Raw genomic sequence first — 17303 nt, forward strand, 5'->3', positions numbered from 1 at the left:
CCTGGGATGGAGGGGTTGGACATGAAGCTGGTGACCGCAGTCATCAAGCCGTACCAACTGGACGCGGTGAAGGAGGCCCTGCACGCCCTCGGGGTGGCCGGGCTGACCGTCAGCGAGGTTCAGGGGTACGGGCGGCAGAAGGGGCACACCGAGGTCTACCGGGGTGCCGAGTACACGGTCGAGTTCCTGCCCAAGATCCGGGTCGAGGTGCTCACCGATGAGATCGACGTCGACAAGGTGGTCGACGCCATCGTCGGAGCGGCCCGCACGGGCAAGATCGGTGACGGCAAGGTCTGGGTCACCGGTGTCGAAGAGGTCGTCCGGGTACGTACCGGCGAACGCGGCCTCGACGCACTCTGACCGCGGCCACTGACATGACCTCGTTGATCAAGAAGAACGCGTCAGGACCTGCCGATGACGGCGACGCGAACCTCTTGATCAACGAGGTCGTCGGCGTTCCCGGGGGGATCGGGGAAGCGGCCCGGCGGGGGCGGGCCGCGGCGTACGACTCGTTCCTGCGGGGGTTGCTGCCGGTGCGGGACGGGGTGGCACTGCTGGCCGTCGGGGGGCTGGGTCGGCGGCAGTGTGCCCCGTACAGCGACCTCGACCTCGTGCTGGTGCACGCCGGCGTGCCCGGCACCGACGAGTTGGCCGCCTCGGTCTGGTACCCGATCTGGGACGCGGGCCTGCGGCTCGACCATTCCGTCCGCACCGTCGCCGAGGCGCTCTCGGTGGCCCAGGACGACGTCAAGGTCGCCCTCGGGCTGCTCGACGCCCGGCTGGTAGTGGGGGACCAGGCGCTGGCCGACGCGTTGATCCGCACCGCCGCCGACCACTGGCGGCGTACCGCCGTCCGGCATCTGCCCGGCCTGCGGGAGGTCACCGAAGCCCGTTGGCAGGCCCATGGTGAGCTGGCGTTCCTGCTGGAGGGCGACCTCAAGGAGGCCGCCGGTGGTCTGCGTGACGTGGGGCTGCTGCGGGCGATCTCCGCGGCCGGCATCACCGACGCGCTGCGCCCCGCCGTACGCGCCGCCCACCTGCGCCTGTTGGACACCCGCGACGCCCTGCACCAGCAGGTCGGCCGACGCGTCGACCGGCTGGTCGCCCAGGAACGCGACGGTGTGGCCGCGCTACTCGCGTTGGACGACGGCGACGCTCTCCTGCGGCGGGTCGCCGGCGACGCCCGCACGGTCAGCCACGCCCTGGACGACGCGTTCCGCGCCGCCGAGCGGTTGCGTTCCGGCCGCTCCCGAGGAGGCAACGGTCGCCCGGCCCGCCGCCCGGTGGCCCGCGACGTGGTCGAACACGACGGCGAGCTTGTGCTCGCCCGCACGGCGATCGGGGCACGCCCCGACCCGAGCCTCTCGCTGCGGGTGGCGGCCGCGTCGGCCACGACCCGAATCCCCATCGCGCGGGCCACCTGTGAGTGGCTGGCGGCGTACTGCCCGCCCCTGCCCGCCCCCTGGCCGGCCGAGGCCCGGGCCGCGCTGATCACCCTGCTCGGCGCCGGTCTCGGCCTGGTGCCGGCCTGGGAAACCTGCGACCGGTACGGGCTGGTCGACGGCTGGCTGCCCGAGTGGACCCGGCTGCGCAGCCTGCCCCAGCACAATCCGGTGCACCGCTTCACCCTCGACCGGCACCTCGTGCAGACCGCGCACGAGGCCAGCCGGCACGCCCGCGAGGTGGAGCGCCCCGACCTGCTGCTCCTCGGCGCTCTCCTGCACGACATCGGCAAGGGACTCCCCGGTGACCACAGCACGGTCGGTGTGCCGGTTGCCCAGGCGGTGGCCACCAGGGTCGGTCTGCCCACGGCGGAGGTCGAGCTGATCGGCAAGCTGGTCCGGCTGCACCTGCTGCTGCCCGACGTGGCTACCCGCCGGGACCTGTCCGACCCGGTCACCATCGCCTCGGTGGCCGAGGCGGTCGGTGACACCGGCACCCTCGACGTGCTGCACGCCCTGGTCCGCGCCGACGCGGCGGCGACCGGGCCGGCGGCCTGGTCAGACTGGAAGGGCCGACTCGTCGCCGAACTGGTCACCCGTGTTCGCACCGCGCTGGACACCGGCGTACTCCCCGAGCCGCCCGCCCCGGACCCGGAGCTGCTGGCCGGGCCCCTGCCGGTCGTCCACCTGACCGGCGACCGGGTGTCGGTCGCGGCGGCCGACCGGCGGGGTCTGCTCGCCACGGTGGCCGGCTGCCTGGCGCTGCACCGGCTGGAGGTGATCTCCGCGGACGCCTCCGCCGTCGACGGCCGGGCCCTGGTCGAGTGCCGGGTGCAGCCCCGCTACGGCCTCCCACCGGACCCGGTGCCCCTCCGCGCCGACCTGCGCCGGGCGGTAGCCGGGGATGTGTCGGTCACCCAACGGCTGCGCGGCCGTGCGCTCGCCAGCCGTGGCGGCGGCGCCGCGCCACGAGTGGTCTGGCACCGCGAGGCGGCCACCGACGCCGTACTGCTGGAACTGCGCGCCGCCGACGCCGCCGGGTTGCTCTACCGGGTCACCTGTGCGCTCGACGAGGCCGGCGCCCTGGTTCGCGCGGCCCGCATCTCCACCCTCGGCGCCGACGTGGTCGACGCCTTCTACCTGGTCGGAGGTTGGCCGGACGACGCCACCCGAGCCCGCCTGGAAGCCGCAGTCCTAGCGGCCGTCTAACCCCCGCCCCGCCCCCACCCCCACTCCCGCGTCGATTTTGCACTTGGTGTCGCCGCACACCGCGCAAAGGCCGCATAGTGACGACACAAAGTGCAAGATTGCGGGGTCGAGGGTGGGGCGGGGTACGTCTGGGGGCGTAGGGGCGGTGTCGCTCGTGGGCGCACGTCGGGGGGCACCTGCGCGGGCAGAATGACGGCCATGCGACGAGGCGGGCAGTGGCGGTGGCCGGGGGTGGCGGCGGATGCCGCGCTCGCCCTGGTGTTGCTCGCGTTCGGGTTGCTCGCCACCGGTCTGGCCGGGGACAACCAGCCGGGCTCGAGGCCGGTGGACGCCGCCTGTCGGGTGCTGATCGCCGTCGCCGCGCTCGCCCTGCTGGTCCGGCGGCGTGCTCCGGTCGCCGTCCTCGCCGTGGTCACGGTGGCCACCTCGACGTACCTGCTGATCGGCTACCCGTACGGGCCGATCCTGGTCACGTTCCTGGTCGCGGTGTACACCGTGGCCGTGTGGCTGCCGGTGCGACCGGCGGCGCTCGCCACCGGTAGCGCGTTCGTCCTGTTGTTGGCGCACGTCTTCTTCGGCCGGGGGCCGGCGCCGGGTTGGACGGGAGTGCTGCCCGCGTCGGCCTGGGTGGTCGTACCGTTCGCTGTGGGGGTGGTGGTGCGGGTGAGCCGTGAGGCGACCGCGCGTACCCGTGCCGACGAGGCCCGCAGCCGTGTTGAACAGGCGCGACGGCAGGCCGACGAGGAGCGGCTGCGCATCGCGCAGGAGGTGCACGACGTGGTGGGGCACGGGCTGGCCGCGATCAGCATGCAGGCGGAGATCGCCCTGCACCTGCTGCCGAAGCGGCCGGAGCAGGCGGAGGTGGCACTGACCGCTATCAGCCGGACCAGCCGTGAGGCCCTGGACGAGCTGCGGGTCACCCTGGGCGCGGTGCGGCGGGGCGCCGAGCGCGAGCCGGTACCCGGCCTGGCCCGGCTCCCCGCGCTGCGCGACCGGCTCGCCGGGGCGGGGCTCGCCGTCGACGTGCGCGTGGTCGGTGACCCCCGGGAGTTGCCGGCCGCTGTCGACCTGGCCGCGTACCGGGTGGTGCAGGAGGCGTTGACCAACGTGCTGCGTCACGCGGGGGTGGCGAGCGCGGAGGTGACAGTGGACTACCGCGCCGACGAGGTGACCGTCGAGGTCACCGACCGGGGGGTGGGCGCCGACCGCATCGGGAAGGCTCCGGCCGATGACGAGGGCGGTCACGGTCTGGCCGGGATGCGCGAGCGGGTCGCCGCGCTGGGCGGGCGGTTGACCACCGGGCCGCGCGCCGGGGGCGGGTTCCGGGTGTACGCCGGGCTGCCCGTGGAGCCGACGACGTGATCCGGGTGCTGATCGCCGACGACCAGGACCTGGTCCGGCTCGGGCTGCGCGCGCTGGTGGAGAGCGAGGACGACCTGGCGCTGGCCGGCGAGGCGTCCGACGGGCTGCGGGCGGTCGAGTTGGCCCGTCGGGAACGGCCGGACGTGGTGCTGATGGACATCCGGATGCCCGGTATCGACGGCATCGAGGCGACCCGCCGAATCGTCGCCGACCCCGATCTGACCGGTACGCGGGTGGTGGTGCTCACCACCTTCGAGCTGGACGAGTACGTCTTCGACGCGCTGCGCCACGGTGCGAGCGGGTTCCTCACCAAGGACACCAGACCGGCTGAGCTGCTGCGCGCTATCCGGCTCGTCGCCGAGGGGGAGGCGCTGCTGTCGCCGTCGGTGACCCGTCGGGTGGTGCGGGAGTTCGCCACCCGGCCGTCCCGGGTGCTTCGTCCGCACCCCCGACTGGAGACGCTCACCGATCGGGAGCGTCAGGTCGTCGGCCTGGTCGGTGAGGGCCTGAACAACGAGGAGATCGCCGCGCAGCTGGTGGTCAGCCCGGCGACCGCGCGAACCCACGTCAGCCGGGCGATGGGCAAGCTGGGAGCCCGGGATCGGGCCCAGCTCGTCGTGTTCGCGTACCAGTCGGGGTTGGTGGCGGGGTGAGGCCCGGGCCGGGCGACAGCGGCCCTGCGGCCGGGCGGTTACCCTAGCGGTGGCCGGACTCCGCAGTGCCGGCCGCGTTGTGCCCGCCGGAACACTGACAAACGGGATGTTCGCGTGTTTGACACCTTGAGTGACCGCCTGTCCGGGATCTTCACCAAGCTCCGCGGCAAGGGGCGGCTCACCGACGCCGACATCGACGCCACCGCGCGCGAGATCCGCCTCGCGCTGCTGGAGGCGGACGTCGCGCTGCCGGTGGTCAAGGGCTTCATCGCGGCCGTCAAGGAGCGCGCCCGCAGCTCCGAGGTCTCCCAGGCGCTGAACCCGGCCCAGCAGATCATCAAGATCGTCAACGAAGAGCTGATCAAGGTGCTCGGCGGCGAGGGGCGACGGCTCCAGTTCGCCAAGCAGCCGCCGACCGTGATCATGCTGGCCGGCCTCCAGGGTTCCGGTAAGACGACCCTCGCCGGCAAGCTCGCCCGCTGGCTCAAGGGCCAGGGACACCAGCCGCTGCTCGTCGCCGCCGACCTCCAGCGCCCCAACGCCGTCGGGCAGCTCCAGGTGCTCGGTGGTCGGGCCGGTGTCGAGGTGTACGCCCCGGAGCCCGGCAACGGCACCGGTGACCCGGTGCAGGTGGCCCGCGCGTCGATCGAGCACGCGAAGCGCGCCGCCCGCGACATCGTCATTGTCGACACCGCCGGCCGCCTCGGCATCGACGCCGAGATGATGCAGCAGGCCGCCGACATCCGCGACGCCGTCTCGCCGGACGAGGTCATCTTCGTCATCGACGCGATGGTCGGTCAGGATGCCGTCCGCACCGCCGAGGCGTTCCGCGACGGCGTCGGCATCACCGGTGTGGTGCTCTCCAAGCTCGACGGCGACGCCCGTGGTGGTGCCGCGCTGTCGGTCCGTGAGGTCACCGGGCAGCCGATCCTGTTCGCCTCCACCGGTGAGAAGCTGGAGGACTTCGACGTCTTCCACCCCGACCGGATGGCCAGCCGGATCCTCGGCATGGGCGACGTCCTCACTCTGATCGAGCAGGCCGAGCAGGCCTTCGACTCCGATCAGAAGGAGAAGATGACCGCCAAGCTGATGGGCGGTGAGCAGTTCACCCTGGACGACTTCCTCGACCAGCTCATCGCGGTGCGGCGGATGGGCCCGATCGCCAACGTGCTGGCCATGATGCCCGGCATGGGGCAGATGAAGGACCAGCTCGCCGACCTGGACGACAGCCACTTCGACCGGGTCACAGCGATCATCCGGTCGATGACCCCCGGCGAGCGGACCAACCCGAAGATCATCAACGGTTCCCGCCGGGCGCGCATCGCCAACGGCTCCGGGGTCACCGTGATGGACGTCAACCAGCTGCTCAACCGCTTCGCCGACGCGCAGAAGATGATGAAGCAGATGGGCGGCATGATGGGCCTGCCCGGCGGTGGCCGCCGCAAGGCGACCAAGTCGCCGAAGAACAAGCGCAAGGGCACCAAGGGCGGCGGTCGTCCGCGTACCGGCGCCGGCGCGGGGATGCCCGCCGGCTTCCCGGGTGGCATGCCGCAGCTCCCGCCGGGGATGGACCCGAACGACCTCGCTGGCGGCCAGGGCCTGCCGCCCGGCTTCAAGCTCCCGAAGATTGACTTCAACAAGCTCGGCAAGGGCGGCGACAACGGCCCCCGCTGACCTTCGTGCCGGTCCGGGGCGACCTGCTCGCCCCGGACGGGCAGTGATCGGGTAGGACTGTGCGCATGGCTCTTCATGTGCGCGGTGTGCTGCTGCCCGACGACGAGGTACGGGATCTCTGGCTGGTCGGCGACCGGGTGACCTTCACCCCGGTGCCGGGCGCGGAGACCGTCGTCGACGGCGGTTTCGTGCTGCCGGGGCTGGTCGACGCGCACTGTCACATCGGCATCGCCCGAGGTGGCGCCCCGATCACGTCGCTCGACCAGGCCCGCGAGTTGGCCCACGTCGACCGGGACGCCGGGGTGTTGGCGATCCGCGATGCCGGCTCGCCGTACCCGTACCCCGAACTGGACGACGAGCCGGACCTTCCGCGACTGGCCCGCGCGGGCCAGCATGTCGCCCCGCCGAAGCGCTACCTGCGCGACATCGGCGTGGAGGTCGACGCGACCGAGGTCGCCGCCACTGTTGCCGCGCAGGCGCGGGCCGGCAACGGCTGGGTCAAGCTGGTCGGCGACTGGATCGACCGGGGCGTCGGTGACCTGGCGCCGGCCTGGGACGCGGACACCCTCACCGCCGCCGTGCGGGCGGCGCACGACGCCGGGGTACGCGCCGCGGTGCACACCTTCTCCGAATCGGCCGTCGAGATCATGGTGCGGGCCGGGGTGGACTCGGTGGAGCACGGCACCGGGCTCAGGCTCGACCTGATCGACGAGATGGCCCGCCAGGGCACCGCGCTGGTTCCCACAATGATCAACATCGCCACCTTCGGGGGCATCGCCGAGCAGGCGCGGGGCAAGTTCCCCGGGTACGCCGACCACATGCTCGCGCTGCGCGACGGCTTCCCCGAGGTGGTGCGTGCCGCGCACGAGGCCGGGGTGCCGATCTACGTGGGCACCGACGCCGGCGGCGGCATCGATCACGGGCTGGCCGCCGAGGAGATGCTGCTGCTGCACGAACGGGCCGGCATGGCGCCCATCGACGTACTCGCCGCCGCCTCCTGGGGCGCCCGCGCCTGGCTCGGCTTCCCCGGCCTGGTCGAAGGCGGCCTCGCCGACCTGACCGTCTACCCCGAAGACCCCCGTAGCGACCTGCGCGTCGTCCGCGCCCCGTCCCGCACGATCCTCCGCGGCCGCGTCATCCGCTGACCCCCGCGCCGGCCGTTCCGCGTCGTGTGCGCCTCACGCCGGCCGTGCCGCCCCCGGGCCGTGCCGCGCGCTGTGCGCCGCAAGATCGTGCTGGAACAAGGATGTAGTGGCCTCGGCGTTTGGGGATGCCACTACATCCAGGATCGAGCGCGATCTTGGCGTGCGGCGTCGGCCAGCGGGCGGGTGCGCGGGGGTGCGGGGTGCGGGTCAGGGGGTTGGGCGGGCGGCGGCGCTGAAGAGGTGTACGGCAAGGTCGGCGAGGGCCGTGGCGGTCTGCTCGATCGGTTCGCGGGCAAGCACGATGTGGCTGACCACCAGGCGGACGATGGTGTCGGCGGCGAAGGCCAGCGCGGCCTGGTCCGCCCCGGGCAGGTGGTCGCCGGCCCAGTCGATCAGCGCGCCGGACGCCTCGGTGAGCACCACCTCGGCCCGGGTGGTGAGGTACGGCAGTAGCTCGTCCGAGCCGCCTCGGGCGCTGGTCAGGATGGCCTTGACCAGGGGGTTTTCCGCTGCCGTGGTGAGGGTGTGCGCGATGGCCGCGTACGCGCCGGCCCGTACGTCGGTGCCGTGGGCGAGCAGAGCGGCCCCGACGGCGCCGACGAACCGGTCCACCTCGGCGCGGGCGAGCGCCTCCGCCAGCCCCGCCTTGCTGCCGAACTCGTTGTAGACGGTCTGCCGGCTCACCCCGGCGGCGTTCGCGACGGCGCCCATCCGGACGCCGTCCCATCCGGTCGCGACGGTCAACGCGCGGGCGGCGTCGACGATGCCGGTCCGTACCGGGGTGGGGCCCCTCTGCTCAATCATGGTGGTCGAAGTGTAGGACGGTTCAGCGCACCTCGATCTGGTACTGCGCCTCGACCCAGAACCGCCCGCCGTCGGTGCCACCGAAGCTCAGCTCGTGTCGGCCGGGGCCGGGCGGCGGGATCAGCCCCCACAGTCCCCAGCAGGAGACCGGAACGGACCACGGCCACATGGTGACGACGTTGTTGAAGAAGCCGCGAACCGGGAACGGCTCGGCCGAGCCGGCCGGAGTCAGCGCGACCGGAAGTCCGTCGAGCTGCGCGTGCCCGGTCGCGTCGAGGTCGGGCTCGGCCGGGCCGGCCCCGCCGCCGACCTGCCACCAGCAGAACGCCGGGAAGAAGAGCGGCCGTCCGGCGGGAACCACGCAATTCCGTTGCACAGAGCCACCGTGCGTACCCGCGAGGAACCACACGTCGGCGGGCTGGTGACGCCCGGCGTGCCGGCCGAACTGGTCGGCGATCGGGCTGGTCGGCCTCCGGTGCCGGGCCACCCAGCTCACCCATCTCGCGGCCAGGTCGGCCAGATCGGGGGCCTCGGGCTCGGGGGTGGGAGCCGCTCCGGTGTGCGGATTGAGGAAGGTCATGACGGCAGATGCTAACGATGCCGCGCCCGAGCGCACTGCCCTGACGAGCGACGCATAGGATGTGCGGTCATGGCACGCGTGCTCACTCCCCGTGCGGAGGATTTCCCCCGCTGGTACCAGGACCTGATCGCCAAGGCGAAGCTGGCCGACAACGGCCCGGTTCGCGGCACCATGGTCATCCGACCGGCCGGCTACGCCATCTGGGAGCGTATGCAGGCTGAGATGGACGCTCGGATCAAGGCGGCGGGTGCGGAGAACGCGTACTTCCCGTTGTTCATCCCCGAGAGCTACCTCAAGCGCGAGGCGCAGCACGTCGAGGGCTTCTCGCCGGAGCTGGCGGTCGTCACCCACGGTGGCGGCAAGCCCCTGGCCGAGCCGGTGGTGGTGCGTCCGACCAGCGAGACTGTCATCGGCGAGTTCATGGCCAAGTGGATCGACTCGTACCGGGACCTGCCGCTGCTGCTCAACCAGTGGGCGAACGTGGTCCGGTGGGAGCTCCGTCCGCGGATCTTCCTGCGTACCAGTGAGTTCCTCTGGCAGGAGGGGCACACCGCGCACGCCACCCGTGAGGACGCCCGGGCGTACGCGCGGCGGATCCTGCACGAGGCGTACGAGGACCTGATGGTCAACGTGATCGGCATTCCGGTGGTGGTCGGCCTGAAGACGACGCGCGAGCGCTTCGCCGGGGCGACGGCCACGTACACCTGCGAAGGCATGATGGGCGACGGCAAGGCGTTGCAGCTGGGCACCAGCCACGAGCTGGGCCAGAACTTCGCCAAGGCGTTCGACATCAGCTACTCGTCGAAGGAGGGCGGCCGGGAGCACGCCTGGACCACCTCCTGGGGCACGTCCACCCGCATGCTCGGTGGCCTGATCATGGCGCACGGCGACGACAACGGCCTGCGCGTGCCGCCGCGACTCGCGCCGATCCAGGCGTACGTCATGATCGTCAAGGAGGGCGACGGCGTCGGCGAGGCGGCTGCCAAGCTGCGCGACGGCCTGCGCGACGCCGGTGTCCGGGTCGCGCTCGACGACCGGACCGACACCCCGTTCGGCCGCCGGGCCGTCGACGCCGAGCTGCGCGGCTATCCGGTACGCGTCGAGGTCGGCCCCCGTGACCTGGCCGTGGGCAACGCGACGGTGGTGCGTCGCACCGACGGCTCGAAGACCCCGACGCCGGTGGCGGACGTGGTCGCCGCCGTGCTGGCCGCGCTGGAGACGGACCAGCAGGTGCTGCACGACCAGGCGCTGGCCAACCGCGAGTCGCGCACTGTGGAGGTCGCCACCCTGGCCGAGGCGATCGAGGCCGCCGCGAACGGCTGGGCCCGGGTGCCGTGGTCGGCGGTCGGCGTGGCCGGCGAGGCGGAGGCGAACGGTCAGGGCGTCACTGTGCGTTGCCTGTTGCGCGCCGACGGTTCGGTACCGGACTCGGAGGACGAGCCGGATCTGATCGCCATTCTCGCCCGCGCCTACTGAGGTGCGGCCGGGCAACCCTGTCGACCGGTTCGAGCCGGGTCGGCTGATCATGCACCGGAATGTGCGGCACGGCCGGATCGGGTGGGTCCGGCCGGCCCGCGTGGTCAGCGACGACGATCGAGGGTTGCTGGTCTGGATCGCCCGGGACTCGCCGGTGGCCCACGAGGTGACCGAGGCCGGGCTCAACATGCGGGCGATGCCGTTCGCCGAGTGGATCTCGTCGACGTACCGGTTGGCCGAGGGGCGTTGGAACGGCCCGCCGCTGCTGAAGTTCCTGCCCACGGGGGCGGCGCACTCCGTCTGGTGGTTCCGGGACGCCGAGGGCCGGTTCGCCCACTGGTACGTCAACCTGGAGGAGCCCGGTGTCCGCTGGGACGACGGTCCGGTGGCCGGCGTCGACGTGGTGGACCAGGACCTGGACGTGGTGGTGTGGCCGGACCGCGGCTGGGAGTGGAAGGACGAGGACGAGTTCGTCGAGCGGCTAGCCTTCGGCGCCGACTACTGGGTGACGGACGAGAAGGCCGTCCGCGTCGAGGGGGAGCGGGTGATCGCGCTCGCCGAGGCCGGTGAGTTCCCGTTCGACGGCACCTGGTGTGACTTCGCACCCCCGCCGGAGTGGGGCGTACCGGACAAACTGCCACCGGGATGGGATCGTCCGCCGGTGCGCTGAGCGGCATTCCAGGTCACCGACAACGCGGTGTACGGGTCCGATGCGTGCGATCGACAGCGGATCTGGCAGAATGGGTCGCTGGTATCCGGCGCGCGTCCGGCGCCCTCTAACCCAGGCGCGTCGCCAGTCCACCGAGTAGTCTCCGGCCCAACCCCACGGGTCCGGTCGGCGCTCACCCACGCACACCGCCCGCCTGGGCCGGTGAGATCGCAACAGGAGCGAAACAACTGTGGCCGTAAAGATCCGGCTCCTGCGGATGGGCAAGATCCGCAACCCGCAGTACCGCATCGTCATCGCTGACTCGCGCACCAAGCGTGACGGCCGGGCGATCGAGTTCGTCGGGATTTACCAGCCCAAGGAAGACCCCTCGATCATCGAGGTCAAGTCGGAGCGGGTCCAGTACTGGCTGTCCGTCGGCGCTCAGCCGAGCGAGGCGGTGCAGCGGCTGCTGGAGCTGACCGGTGACTGGCAGAAGTACAAGGGCCTGCCGGCCCCGCCGCCGCTCCTGGTTGCCCCCGAGCGGGCCGACCGCAAGGCGACGTACGAGGCTGAGGCGAAGGCCGCCGCCGGGCTCGCCCCGGAGACCCCGGCCAAGCCGGCCAAGAAGGCCGCCAAGGCTGCCGAGGCTCCGAAGACCGAGGCTCCGGCTGCCGAGGCGCCGAAGGCTGAGGCTCCGGCTGCCGAGGCGCCGAAGACCGAGGCTCCGGCCGAGGCCCCGGCCGCTGCCGACGCCGGTGAGCAGGCCTGACATGCCACTGCGTCCGGCGTTGGAGCACCTGGTCAAGGGCATCGTCGACCACCCGGACGATGTCCGGGTGCGGCTTGTCGATTCCCGTCGGGGCAAGCGGCTCGAAGTCCGCGTGCACCCCGAGGACCTCGGCACTGTGATCGGGCGGTCCGGCCGGACCGCCAAGGCGCTGCGCCAGGTGATCGGCTCCATCGGCGGGCGCGGGGTTCGCGTCGACATCGTCGACTCGTACTGATGCAGCTCGTCGTCGGCAGGATCGGCAAGCCGCACGGTGTCCGCGGTGAGGTCACCGTGGAAGTGCGGACCGACGAGCCCGAGGCACGGTTCGCCCCCGGCACAGTGCTGCGCACTGAGCCGGGGGCGACACCCCCGCCTGCGCGCAACACTGTGCCGGGCGCTGAGCCGGGGGCGACACCCCCGCCTGCGCGCAACACTGTGCCGGGCGCTGAGCCCGGGGCGACACCCCCTCCAACCAGCGCTGAGCCCGGGGTGCCGTTCCAGGTTCCCGCAGAGCTGACCATCGAGGAAGCCCGCTTCCATCAGGGCCGGGTGCTGATCGCGTTCGAGGGCATCCCGGACCGCAACACCGCCGAGGCGCTGCGTGGGACGCTGCTCGTGGTGGACAGCGCCGACGTGACCCCACCGGACGACCCGGAGGAGTTCCACGACCACCAGCTGGTCGGGTTGGCCGTGGTGACCCCGGCCGGCGAACGCCTGGGCGAGGTCGCCCGCATCGACCACGCACCCTCGTCCGACCTGCTGGTGCTGCGGCGCCCCGAGGGGCGCACCGCGTTGATCCCGTTCGTCCGGGCGATCGTTCCGGAGGTCGACCTGGCCGGCGGACGTGTGATCGTCGACCCACCAGCCGGACTGCTCGACCTTTAGGACCAGCCCGCATGCGCGTCGACGTCGTGTCGATCTTTCCGGAGTACTTCGCCCCGCTGGACCTGTCGCTGATCGGACGGGCGCGGGCCAACGGCGTACTCCAGCTCGCCGTGCACGACCTGCGGACCTGGACCCACGACGTCCACCGCACTGTCGACGACACCCCCTACGGCGGCGGGCCGGGAATGGTGATGCGCCCCGAGCCGTGGGGTGAGGCACTGGACGCTCTCGCGCCGGTCGACGCCCCACCGCCAAGGCTGCTGGTGCCGTCGCCGGCCGGTGCCCCGTTCACCCAGGCCATGGCGCACGAGTTGGCGGCCGAGTCGCATCTGCTCTTTGCCTGCGGCCGTTACGAGGGGATCGACCAGCGGGTCCTGGCGCACGCCGCCACCCGGATGCCGGTCACCGAGGTGTCGCTCGGTGACTACGTGCTCTTCGGCGGCGAGGTCGCGGTTCTGGTGATGCTGGAGGCGGTCACCCGGCTGCTGCCGGGGGTGCTGGGCAACGCGGGCTCGTTGGACGAGGAGTCGCACGCGCACGGGCTGCTGGAGGCGCCGATCTACACGAAGCCGCCGAGTTGGCGTGGGCACGACGTGCCGGACGTGCTCCGCTCCGGTGACCACGGCAAGATCGCCCGCTGGCGGCGCGAGGAGGGTCTGCTGCGAACCGCGGCCCGCCGGCCGGACCTGCTGGCCGCGCTGCCGGCCGATCGGCTCGACAAACGGGACATCGCGGCCCTGGACCAGGCCGGATTTCAACCTCCACCGGGGGATGTGGCAAAGTAGGGGGGTTGCCGCATCCGTCCGCGCCCGCGGTCGGCTGCGAGGATCCCCGACCGGGGTCGGTTCGCCGATCACCACCCGGGAATCAGAATCACCCACCCGCGCACCGAGTGACGGTGCGCCGTGAGCCTTACGAGGACGCAGCGATGAACATCCTGGACGCCCTTGACGCCCAGTCGAAGCGGACCGACCTTCCCGACTTCCGGGCCGGTGACACCGTCAAGGTGCACGCCCGCGTCGTCGAGGGCAACCGGTCCCGTGTCCAGATCTTCCAGGGCGTCGTGATCCGCCGCCAGGGTGACGGTCTGCGCGAGACCTTCTCGGTCCGCAAGGTCAGCTTCGGTGTCGGCGTCGAGCGGACCTACCCGCTCAACGGCCCGGGCATCGACCGGATCGAGATCGTGACCCGCGGTGACGTGCGTCGCGCCAAGCTCTACTACCTGCGCGAGCTGCGCGGCAAGAAGGCCAAGATCAAGGAGAAGCGGGAGAAGCAGCCCAGCTGACTTCCCGCTCGCCACGCCGCCCGAGCTGCGCGTATGCCGTACCGACCAGAGCGCATTACCCTGGTCGGTACGGGCGCAGCGAGGCGGCGGTCCCGCCCAGGTGGCGGGTAGTTGTCCACTACCGCCCGTGGAGCCTCGACGAGGCTCCCGGGCGGTGGTGTTTTCTGCGGACCGGGGAGTGGCGTGGTGCAGACGCTTGACGAGGACGGCACCGTCGATCCGTGGCGCCGACGGGCTCGCCGCACCCGCCGGCAGATGCCTCTCTGGCAGGAGTTGCCGCTGCTGCTGGTGGTCGCGTTCTGCCTCGCGGTGCTGATCCGCACCTTCCTGCTCCAGGCGTTCTTCATCCCGTCCGGCTCGATGGAGGACACCCTCCTCGTCGGCGACCGGGTGCTGGTCAACAAGGTCGTCTACGACGTTCGTGACCCGCTGCGCGGCGAGGTGGTGGTCTTCCGGGGCACTGACCGCTGGGCGCCGCAGGTCGACGAGCAGCCGAAGCCCGGCGTCGGCGGCCGGCTCGCCCGCACCGTCGGCGACCTGGTCGGGGTGAGCCGCCCCGGTGAGAAGGACTTCATCAAACGGGTGATCGGCCTCCCCGGTGACCGGGTCAAGTGCTGCGACAGTCAGGGCCGGGTGACAGTCAACGGCACCCCGCTCAACGAGTCGTACGTCCTGCGGGACTCACCCCTGGACCTGCCGCCCAACCCGGCGGAGTGTCGCTCCCGGCGCTTCGACGAGATCGTCGTGCCGCCCGGTCAGATCTTCGTCATGGGTGACCACCGTGAGGTCTCCCAGGACGCGCGTTGCCAGGGGCCGGTGCCGATCGACAACGTCGTCGGCCGGGCCTTCATGGTGGTCTGGCCGTCGTCGCGGTGGAGCGCGCTGTCGGTGCCGTCCACGTTCGAGGACGTCTCCGGGCCGGCCACGGCGTCACCCGGCGCGCCCCCGGCGCGACCGACTCCGCAGGGCGGTGCGCTGCTGATGCTTCCGTTGGCAGCCGCGCTACGTGGTTCCCGCGCGTTCCGGACGGTGCCGTCCAGCCGGGCAACGTAGGCTCCTTGGCGTGATTGACGAGCAGACCGACAAGCCGCGCAGCTCCTTCTGGAAGGAGCTGCCGATCCTGCTGGGTGTGGCGATCCTGGTCGCGGTGCTGGTCCGCGCCTTCGTGCTGCAGACCTTCTTCATCCCCTCCCCGTCCATGGAAAACACCCTCAAGATCGATGATCGGGTGCTGGTCAACAAGCTGGTCTACGACTTCCGGTCACCGCACCGCGGCGAGGTGATCGTGTTCAAGGCCCCGACCGCCTGGAGTGGCAACCCCGACGGTGAGGACTTCATCAAGCGGGTGATCGGCATCCCCGGCGACCACGTGGTCTGCTGCGACCCCGAGGAACGGCTGATGATCAACGGCAAGTCGCTGGACGAGCCGTACATCTTCTCCCTGGACGGGATTCGCGACAAGCCCGCCGACCAGGAGTTCGACATCACAGTGCCGGAGGGCCGGCTGTGGGTGATGGGCGACCACCGGTCGGCCTCCGGCGACTCACTGGAGCACTGGCAGCAGTCCCAGCAGAACATCACCGAGGCGACGATCCCCGAGGACGACGTGGTCGGGCGGGCGTTCACCGTCTTCTGGCCGGTCAACCGGGCCACCTGGCTGACGGTGCCCGACGGGTTCGACGGCATTCCCAAGCCGTAGGCCGGCGGGGGCGTGGGCGATCCGCCCTCGGTCTGGCAGGCTGGTGCGGTGACCGTCTACACCCCTCGACGCGCGGCCCGCGTGCTGCTCGTCGACGCGGCCGGCCGGGTCCTGCTGTTCGAGGGCTTCGACCCGGCCCGACCCGGGCACCGATACTGGTTCACTCCCGGCGGCGGGCTCGATCCGTCGGAGTCCCCGGCGGCGGGCGCGGCCCGGGAGTTGGCCGAGGAGACCGGCCTGCGGCTCGACCCGGCCGAGTTGGGCGAGCCGGTCTGGTCCGACGCGACCGAGTTCTCCTTCGACGGCATCTGGTACCGCCAGGAGCAGGATTTCTTCCTCTTCCGGGTGGACTCCTGGCAGGTGGACACCACGGGCTTCAACGACATCGAGCGACGCAGCATCGCCGACCACCGCTGGTGGGTTCCGGACGAGTTGGCCGCCAGCGGTGACCGGTTCTACCCGCCCGAACTGCCCGCCCTGCTGACCCGGCTGGGGCAGTCGACCGCCGCCGGCCAGGACGAGGCGTCGTGCTGACCCCGCCGCGCACAGTGGTGCGCCGCGAGGCCGGCCTGTATGCCCTGGAGCGGGCGTTGCAGCGCCGTGGCTTCCGGCACGTCGCCGGCGCCGACGAGGCGGGCCGGGGAGCGTGCGCCGGTCCGCTGGTCGCCGCCGCGGCGGTGCTGCCCGAGGGGCGGCGCGGCGAGATCGAGGGGCTGGCCGACTCGAAGCTGCTCACCCCGGCCAGCCGGGAACGGGTGTACGCGGAGGTCGTGGACCGCGCGCTCGCGTACGCCGTGGTGGTCATTCCGGCCGAGGAGGTCGACGCTCGGGGCCTGCACGTGTGCAACCTGGCCGCGATGCGCCGGGCGCTCGCCTCGCTCACCACCCGCCCGGAGTACGTGCTGACCGACGGCTTCGGCGTGGACGGCCTGGGTGTGCCCGGGCTGGCGGTGTGGAAGGGCGACCGGGTGGCGGCGTGTGTGGCGGCGGCCAGCGTGCTGGCCAAGGTCACCCGGGACCGGCTCATGGTGGAGTTGGACGCGGTGTTCCCGGCGTACGGCTTCGCCGAGCACAAGGGCTACATCACACCGGAGCACTCGGCGGCGCTGCGGGAGCACGGGCCGTGCCGGGAACACCGGTTCTCGTACGTCAATGTCGCCGCGGTCTCCGGCCGCGACGGCCGGCCGCCGCGCGCTCGACGGCCCGGCGGCCACGGCCCGGATGAGCCGATGGAGCGCTCGTGGGCGTCAGGGGGTACCGTCGGCGTGGCGTTGGGCGAGCAGCCTCGGCCTCCGACGCCGGTGGGGGAAGATGTGGCCATGGAAGGCGGAGTGCGATGAGCGCGGAAGATCTCGAGAAGTACGAGACCGAGATGGAGCTGCAGCTCTACCGGGAGTACCGCGACATTGTCCGCCAATTCTCGTACGTGGTGGAGACGGAGCGCCGGTTCTACCTGGCCAACCAGGTCGACCTGCACGTGCGTAACTCCGACGGCGAGGTCTACTTCGAGGTCGAGATGCACGACGCCTGGGTGTGGGACATGTACCGTCCTGCCCGCTTCGTGAAGAACGTCCGGGTGATGACCTTCAAGGACGTCAACGTCGAAGAGCTGGAGAAGCCCGACATCTCACTGCCCGCCGACTCCGGCTTCGGCGGCTGAGCGCACCCGAG

At 71.9% G+C, this 17303-nt stretch carries 20 protein-coding genes; 18 read left to right on the plus strand and 2 right to left on the minus strand.

The window, feature by feature from the left end; genetic code table 11:
* Positions 1-21 precede the first annotated feature (21 nt).
* The 6 genes from ACLJOK_RS22975 (at position 22) to ACLJOK_RS23000 (ending at position 7485) form a co-directional block, all read left to right on the plus strand.
* Positions 22-360 (plus strand): P-II family nitrogen regulator, encoded by a 339-nt coding sequence (locus ACLJOK_RS22975; protein ID WP_172862163.1) that lies wholly within the window; start codon positions 22-24, stop codon positions 358-360.
* Positions 361-374: 14 nt separating this feature from the next.
* Complete coding sequence (locus tag ACLJOK_RS22980) at positions 375-2651, plus strand: [protein-PII] uridylyltransferase (protein WP_410820714.1); 2277 nt, start codon at positions 375-377, stop codon at positions 2649-2651.
* A 198-nt stretch (positions 2652-2849) separates the two neighbouring features.
* Positions 2850-4013, plus strand: a complete 1164-nt coding sequence (locus ACLJOK_RS22985) for a sensor histidine kinase (protein WP_410820715.1) — start codon at positions 2850-2852, stop codon at positions 4011-4013.
* The gene (locus ACLJOK_RS22990; protein ID WP_410820716.1) at positions 4010-4666 is read left to right on the plus strand and encodes a response regulator transcription factor; all 657 of its coding nucleotides are present in this window, start codon (positions 4010-4012) and stop codon (positions 4664-4666) included. The genes ACLJOK_RS22985 and ACLJOK_RS22990 overlap by 4 nt, the downstream gene beginning before the upstream one ends.
* 114 nt (positions 4667-4780) lie before the next feature.
* Entirely contained in the window at positions 4781-6340 is a 1560-nt protein-coding gene (gene ffh, locus ACLJOK_RS22995; protein WP_410820717.1) for a signal recognition particle protein, read from the plus strand.
* A 65-nt stretch (positions 6341-6405) separates the two neighbouring features.
* On the plus strand, positions 6406-7485 hold the full coding sequence (locus ACLJOK_RS23000; RefSeq protein WP_410820718.1) for an amidohydrolase family protein: 1080 nt from the start codon (positions 6406-6408) through the stop codon (positions 7483-7485).
* A 207-nt stretch (positions 7486-7692) separates the two neighbouring features.
* Here ACLJOK_RS23000 and ACLJOK_RS23005 read toward each other — a convergent pair whose 3' ends face one another.
* Entirely contained in the window at positions 7693-8289 is a 597-nt protein-coding gene (locus tag ACLJOK_RS23005; protein ID WP_410820719.1) for a TetR family transcriptional regulator, read from the minus strand.
* 22 nt (positions 8290-8311) lie between these two features.
* On the minus strand, positions 8312-8869 hold the full coding sequence (locus ACLJOK_RS23010) for a hypothetical protein (protein ID WP_410820720.1): 558 nt from the start codon (positions 8867-8869) through the stop codon (positions 8312-8314).
* Positions 8870-8938: 69 nt separating this feature from the next.
* On the opposite strand from ACLJOK_RS23010, the gene proS reads away from it, so the two are divergent.
* The 12 genes from proS (at position 8939) to ACLJOK_RS23070 (ending at position 17292) form a co-directional block, all read left to right on the plus strand.
* Complete coding sequence (gene proS, locus ACLJOK_RS23015) at positions 8939-10345, plus strand: proline--tRNA ligase (RefSeq protein ID WP_410820721.1); 1407 nt, start codon at positions 8939-8941, stop codon at positions 10343-10345.
* Positions 10346-10394: 49 nt separating this feature from the next.
* Positions 10395-11015 carry a DUF402 domain-containing protein gene (locus tag ACLJOK_RS23020; protein ID WP_410820722.1) on the plus strand — a complete coding sequence of 207 codons (621 nt, stop codon included), beginning with the start codon at positions 10395-10397 and terminating at the stop codon, positions 11013-11015.
* A 229-nt stretch (positions 11016-11244) separates the two neighbouring features.
* On the plus strand, positions 11245-11763 hold the full coding sequence (rpsP, locus tag ACLJOK_RS23025; protein WP_410820723.1) for a 30S ribosomal protein S16: 519 nt from the start codon (positions 11245-11247) through the stop codon (positions 11761-11763).
* Positions 11738-11998 (plus strand): RNA-binding protein, encoded by a 261-nt coding sequence (locus tag ACLJOK_RS23030; RefSeq protein ID WP_186718042.1) that lies wholly within the window; start codon positions 11738-11740, stop codon positions 11996-11998. Before rpsP ends, ACLJOK_RS23030 begins: the two co-directional genes overlap by 26 nt.
* Positions 11998-12648, plus strand: a complete 651-nt coding sequence (rimM, locus tag ACLJOK_RS23035; protein WP_410820724.1) for a ribosome maturation factor RimM — start codon at positions 11998-12000, stop codon at positions 12646-12648. The genes ACLJOK_RS23030 and rimM overlap by 1 nt, the downstream gene beginning before the upstream one ends.
* Before the next feature lie 11 nt (positions 12649-12659).
* A complete protein-coding gene (gene trmD, locus ACLJOK_RS23040; RefSeq protein ID WP_410820725.1) occupies positions 12660-13433 on the plus strand; it encodes a tRNA (guanosine(37)-N1)-methyltransferase TrmD in 774 nt (257 codons plus the stop codon).
* Between the two features lie 143 nt (positions 13434-13576).
* The gene (rplS, locus tag ACLJOK_RS23045) at positions 13577-13933 is read left to right on the plus strand and encodes a 50S ribosomal protein L19 (protein ID WP_007456548.1); all 357 of its coding nucleotides are present in this window, start codon (positions 13577-13579) and stop codon (positions 13931-13933) included.
* Between the two features lie 183 nt (positions 13934-14116).
* On the plus strand, positions 14117-14986 hold the full coding sequence (gene lepB, locus ACLJOK_RS23050) for a signal peptidase I (RefSeq protein ID WP_410820726.1): 870 nt from the start codon (positions 14117-14119) through the stop codon (positions 14984-14986).
* 10 nt (positions 14987-14996) lie between these two features.
* Positions 14997-15632 (plus strand): signal peptidase I, encoded by a 636-nt coding sequence (gene lepB, locus ACLJOK_RS23055; protein ID WP_354943409.1) that lies wholly within the window; start codon positions 14997-14999, stop codon positions 15630-15632.
* A gap of 48 nt (positions 15633-15680) precedes the next feature.
* On the plus strand, positions 15681-16166 hold the full coding sequence (locus ACLJOK_RS23060) for an NUDIX hydrolase (protein ID WP_410820727.1): 486 nt from the start codon (positions 15681-15683) through the stop codon (positions 16164-16166).
* Positions 16160-16972: a ribonuclease HII gene (locus ACLJOK_RS23065; RefSeq protein ID WP_410820728.1), complete on the plus strand. Its 813-nt coding sequence runs from the start codon at positions 16160-16162 to the stop codon at positions 16970-16972. The genes ACLJOK_RS23060 and ACLJOK_RS23065 overlap by 7 nt, the downstream gene beginning before the upstream one ends.
* Entirely contained in the window at positions 16969-17292 is a 324-nt protein-coding gene (locus ACLJOK_RS23070) for a DUF2469 domain-containing protein (RefSeq protein ID WP_007075222.1), read from the plus strand. The genes ACLJOK_RS23065 and ACLJOK_RS23070 overlap by 4 nt, the downstream gene beginning before the upstream one ends.
* Positions 17293-17303 lie beyond the last annotated feature (11 nt).

The sequence above is a fragment of the Micromonospora sp. 050-3 genome (assembly GCF_046549335.1).
In the GTDB taxonomy this organism is placed as follows: domain Bacteria; phylum Actinomycetota; class Actinomycetes; order Mycobacteriales; family Micromonosporaceae; genus Micromonospora; species Micromonospora trifolii.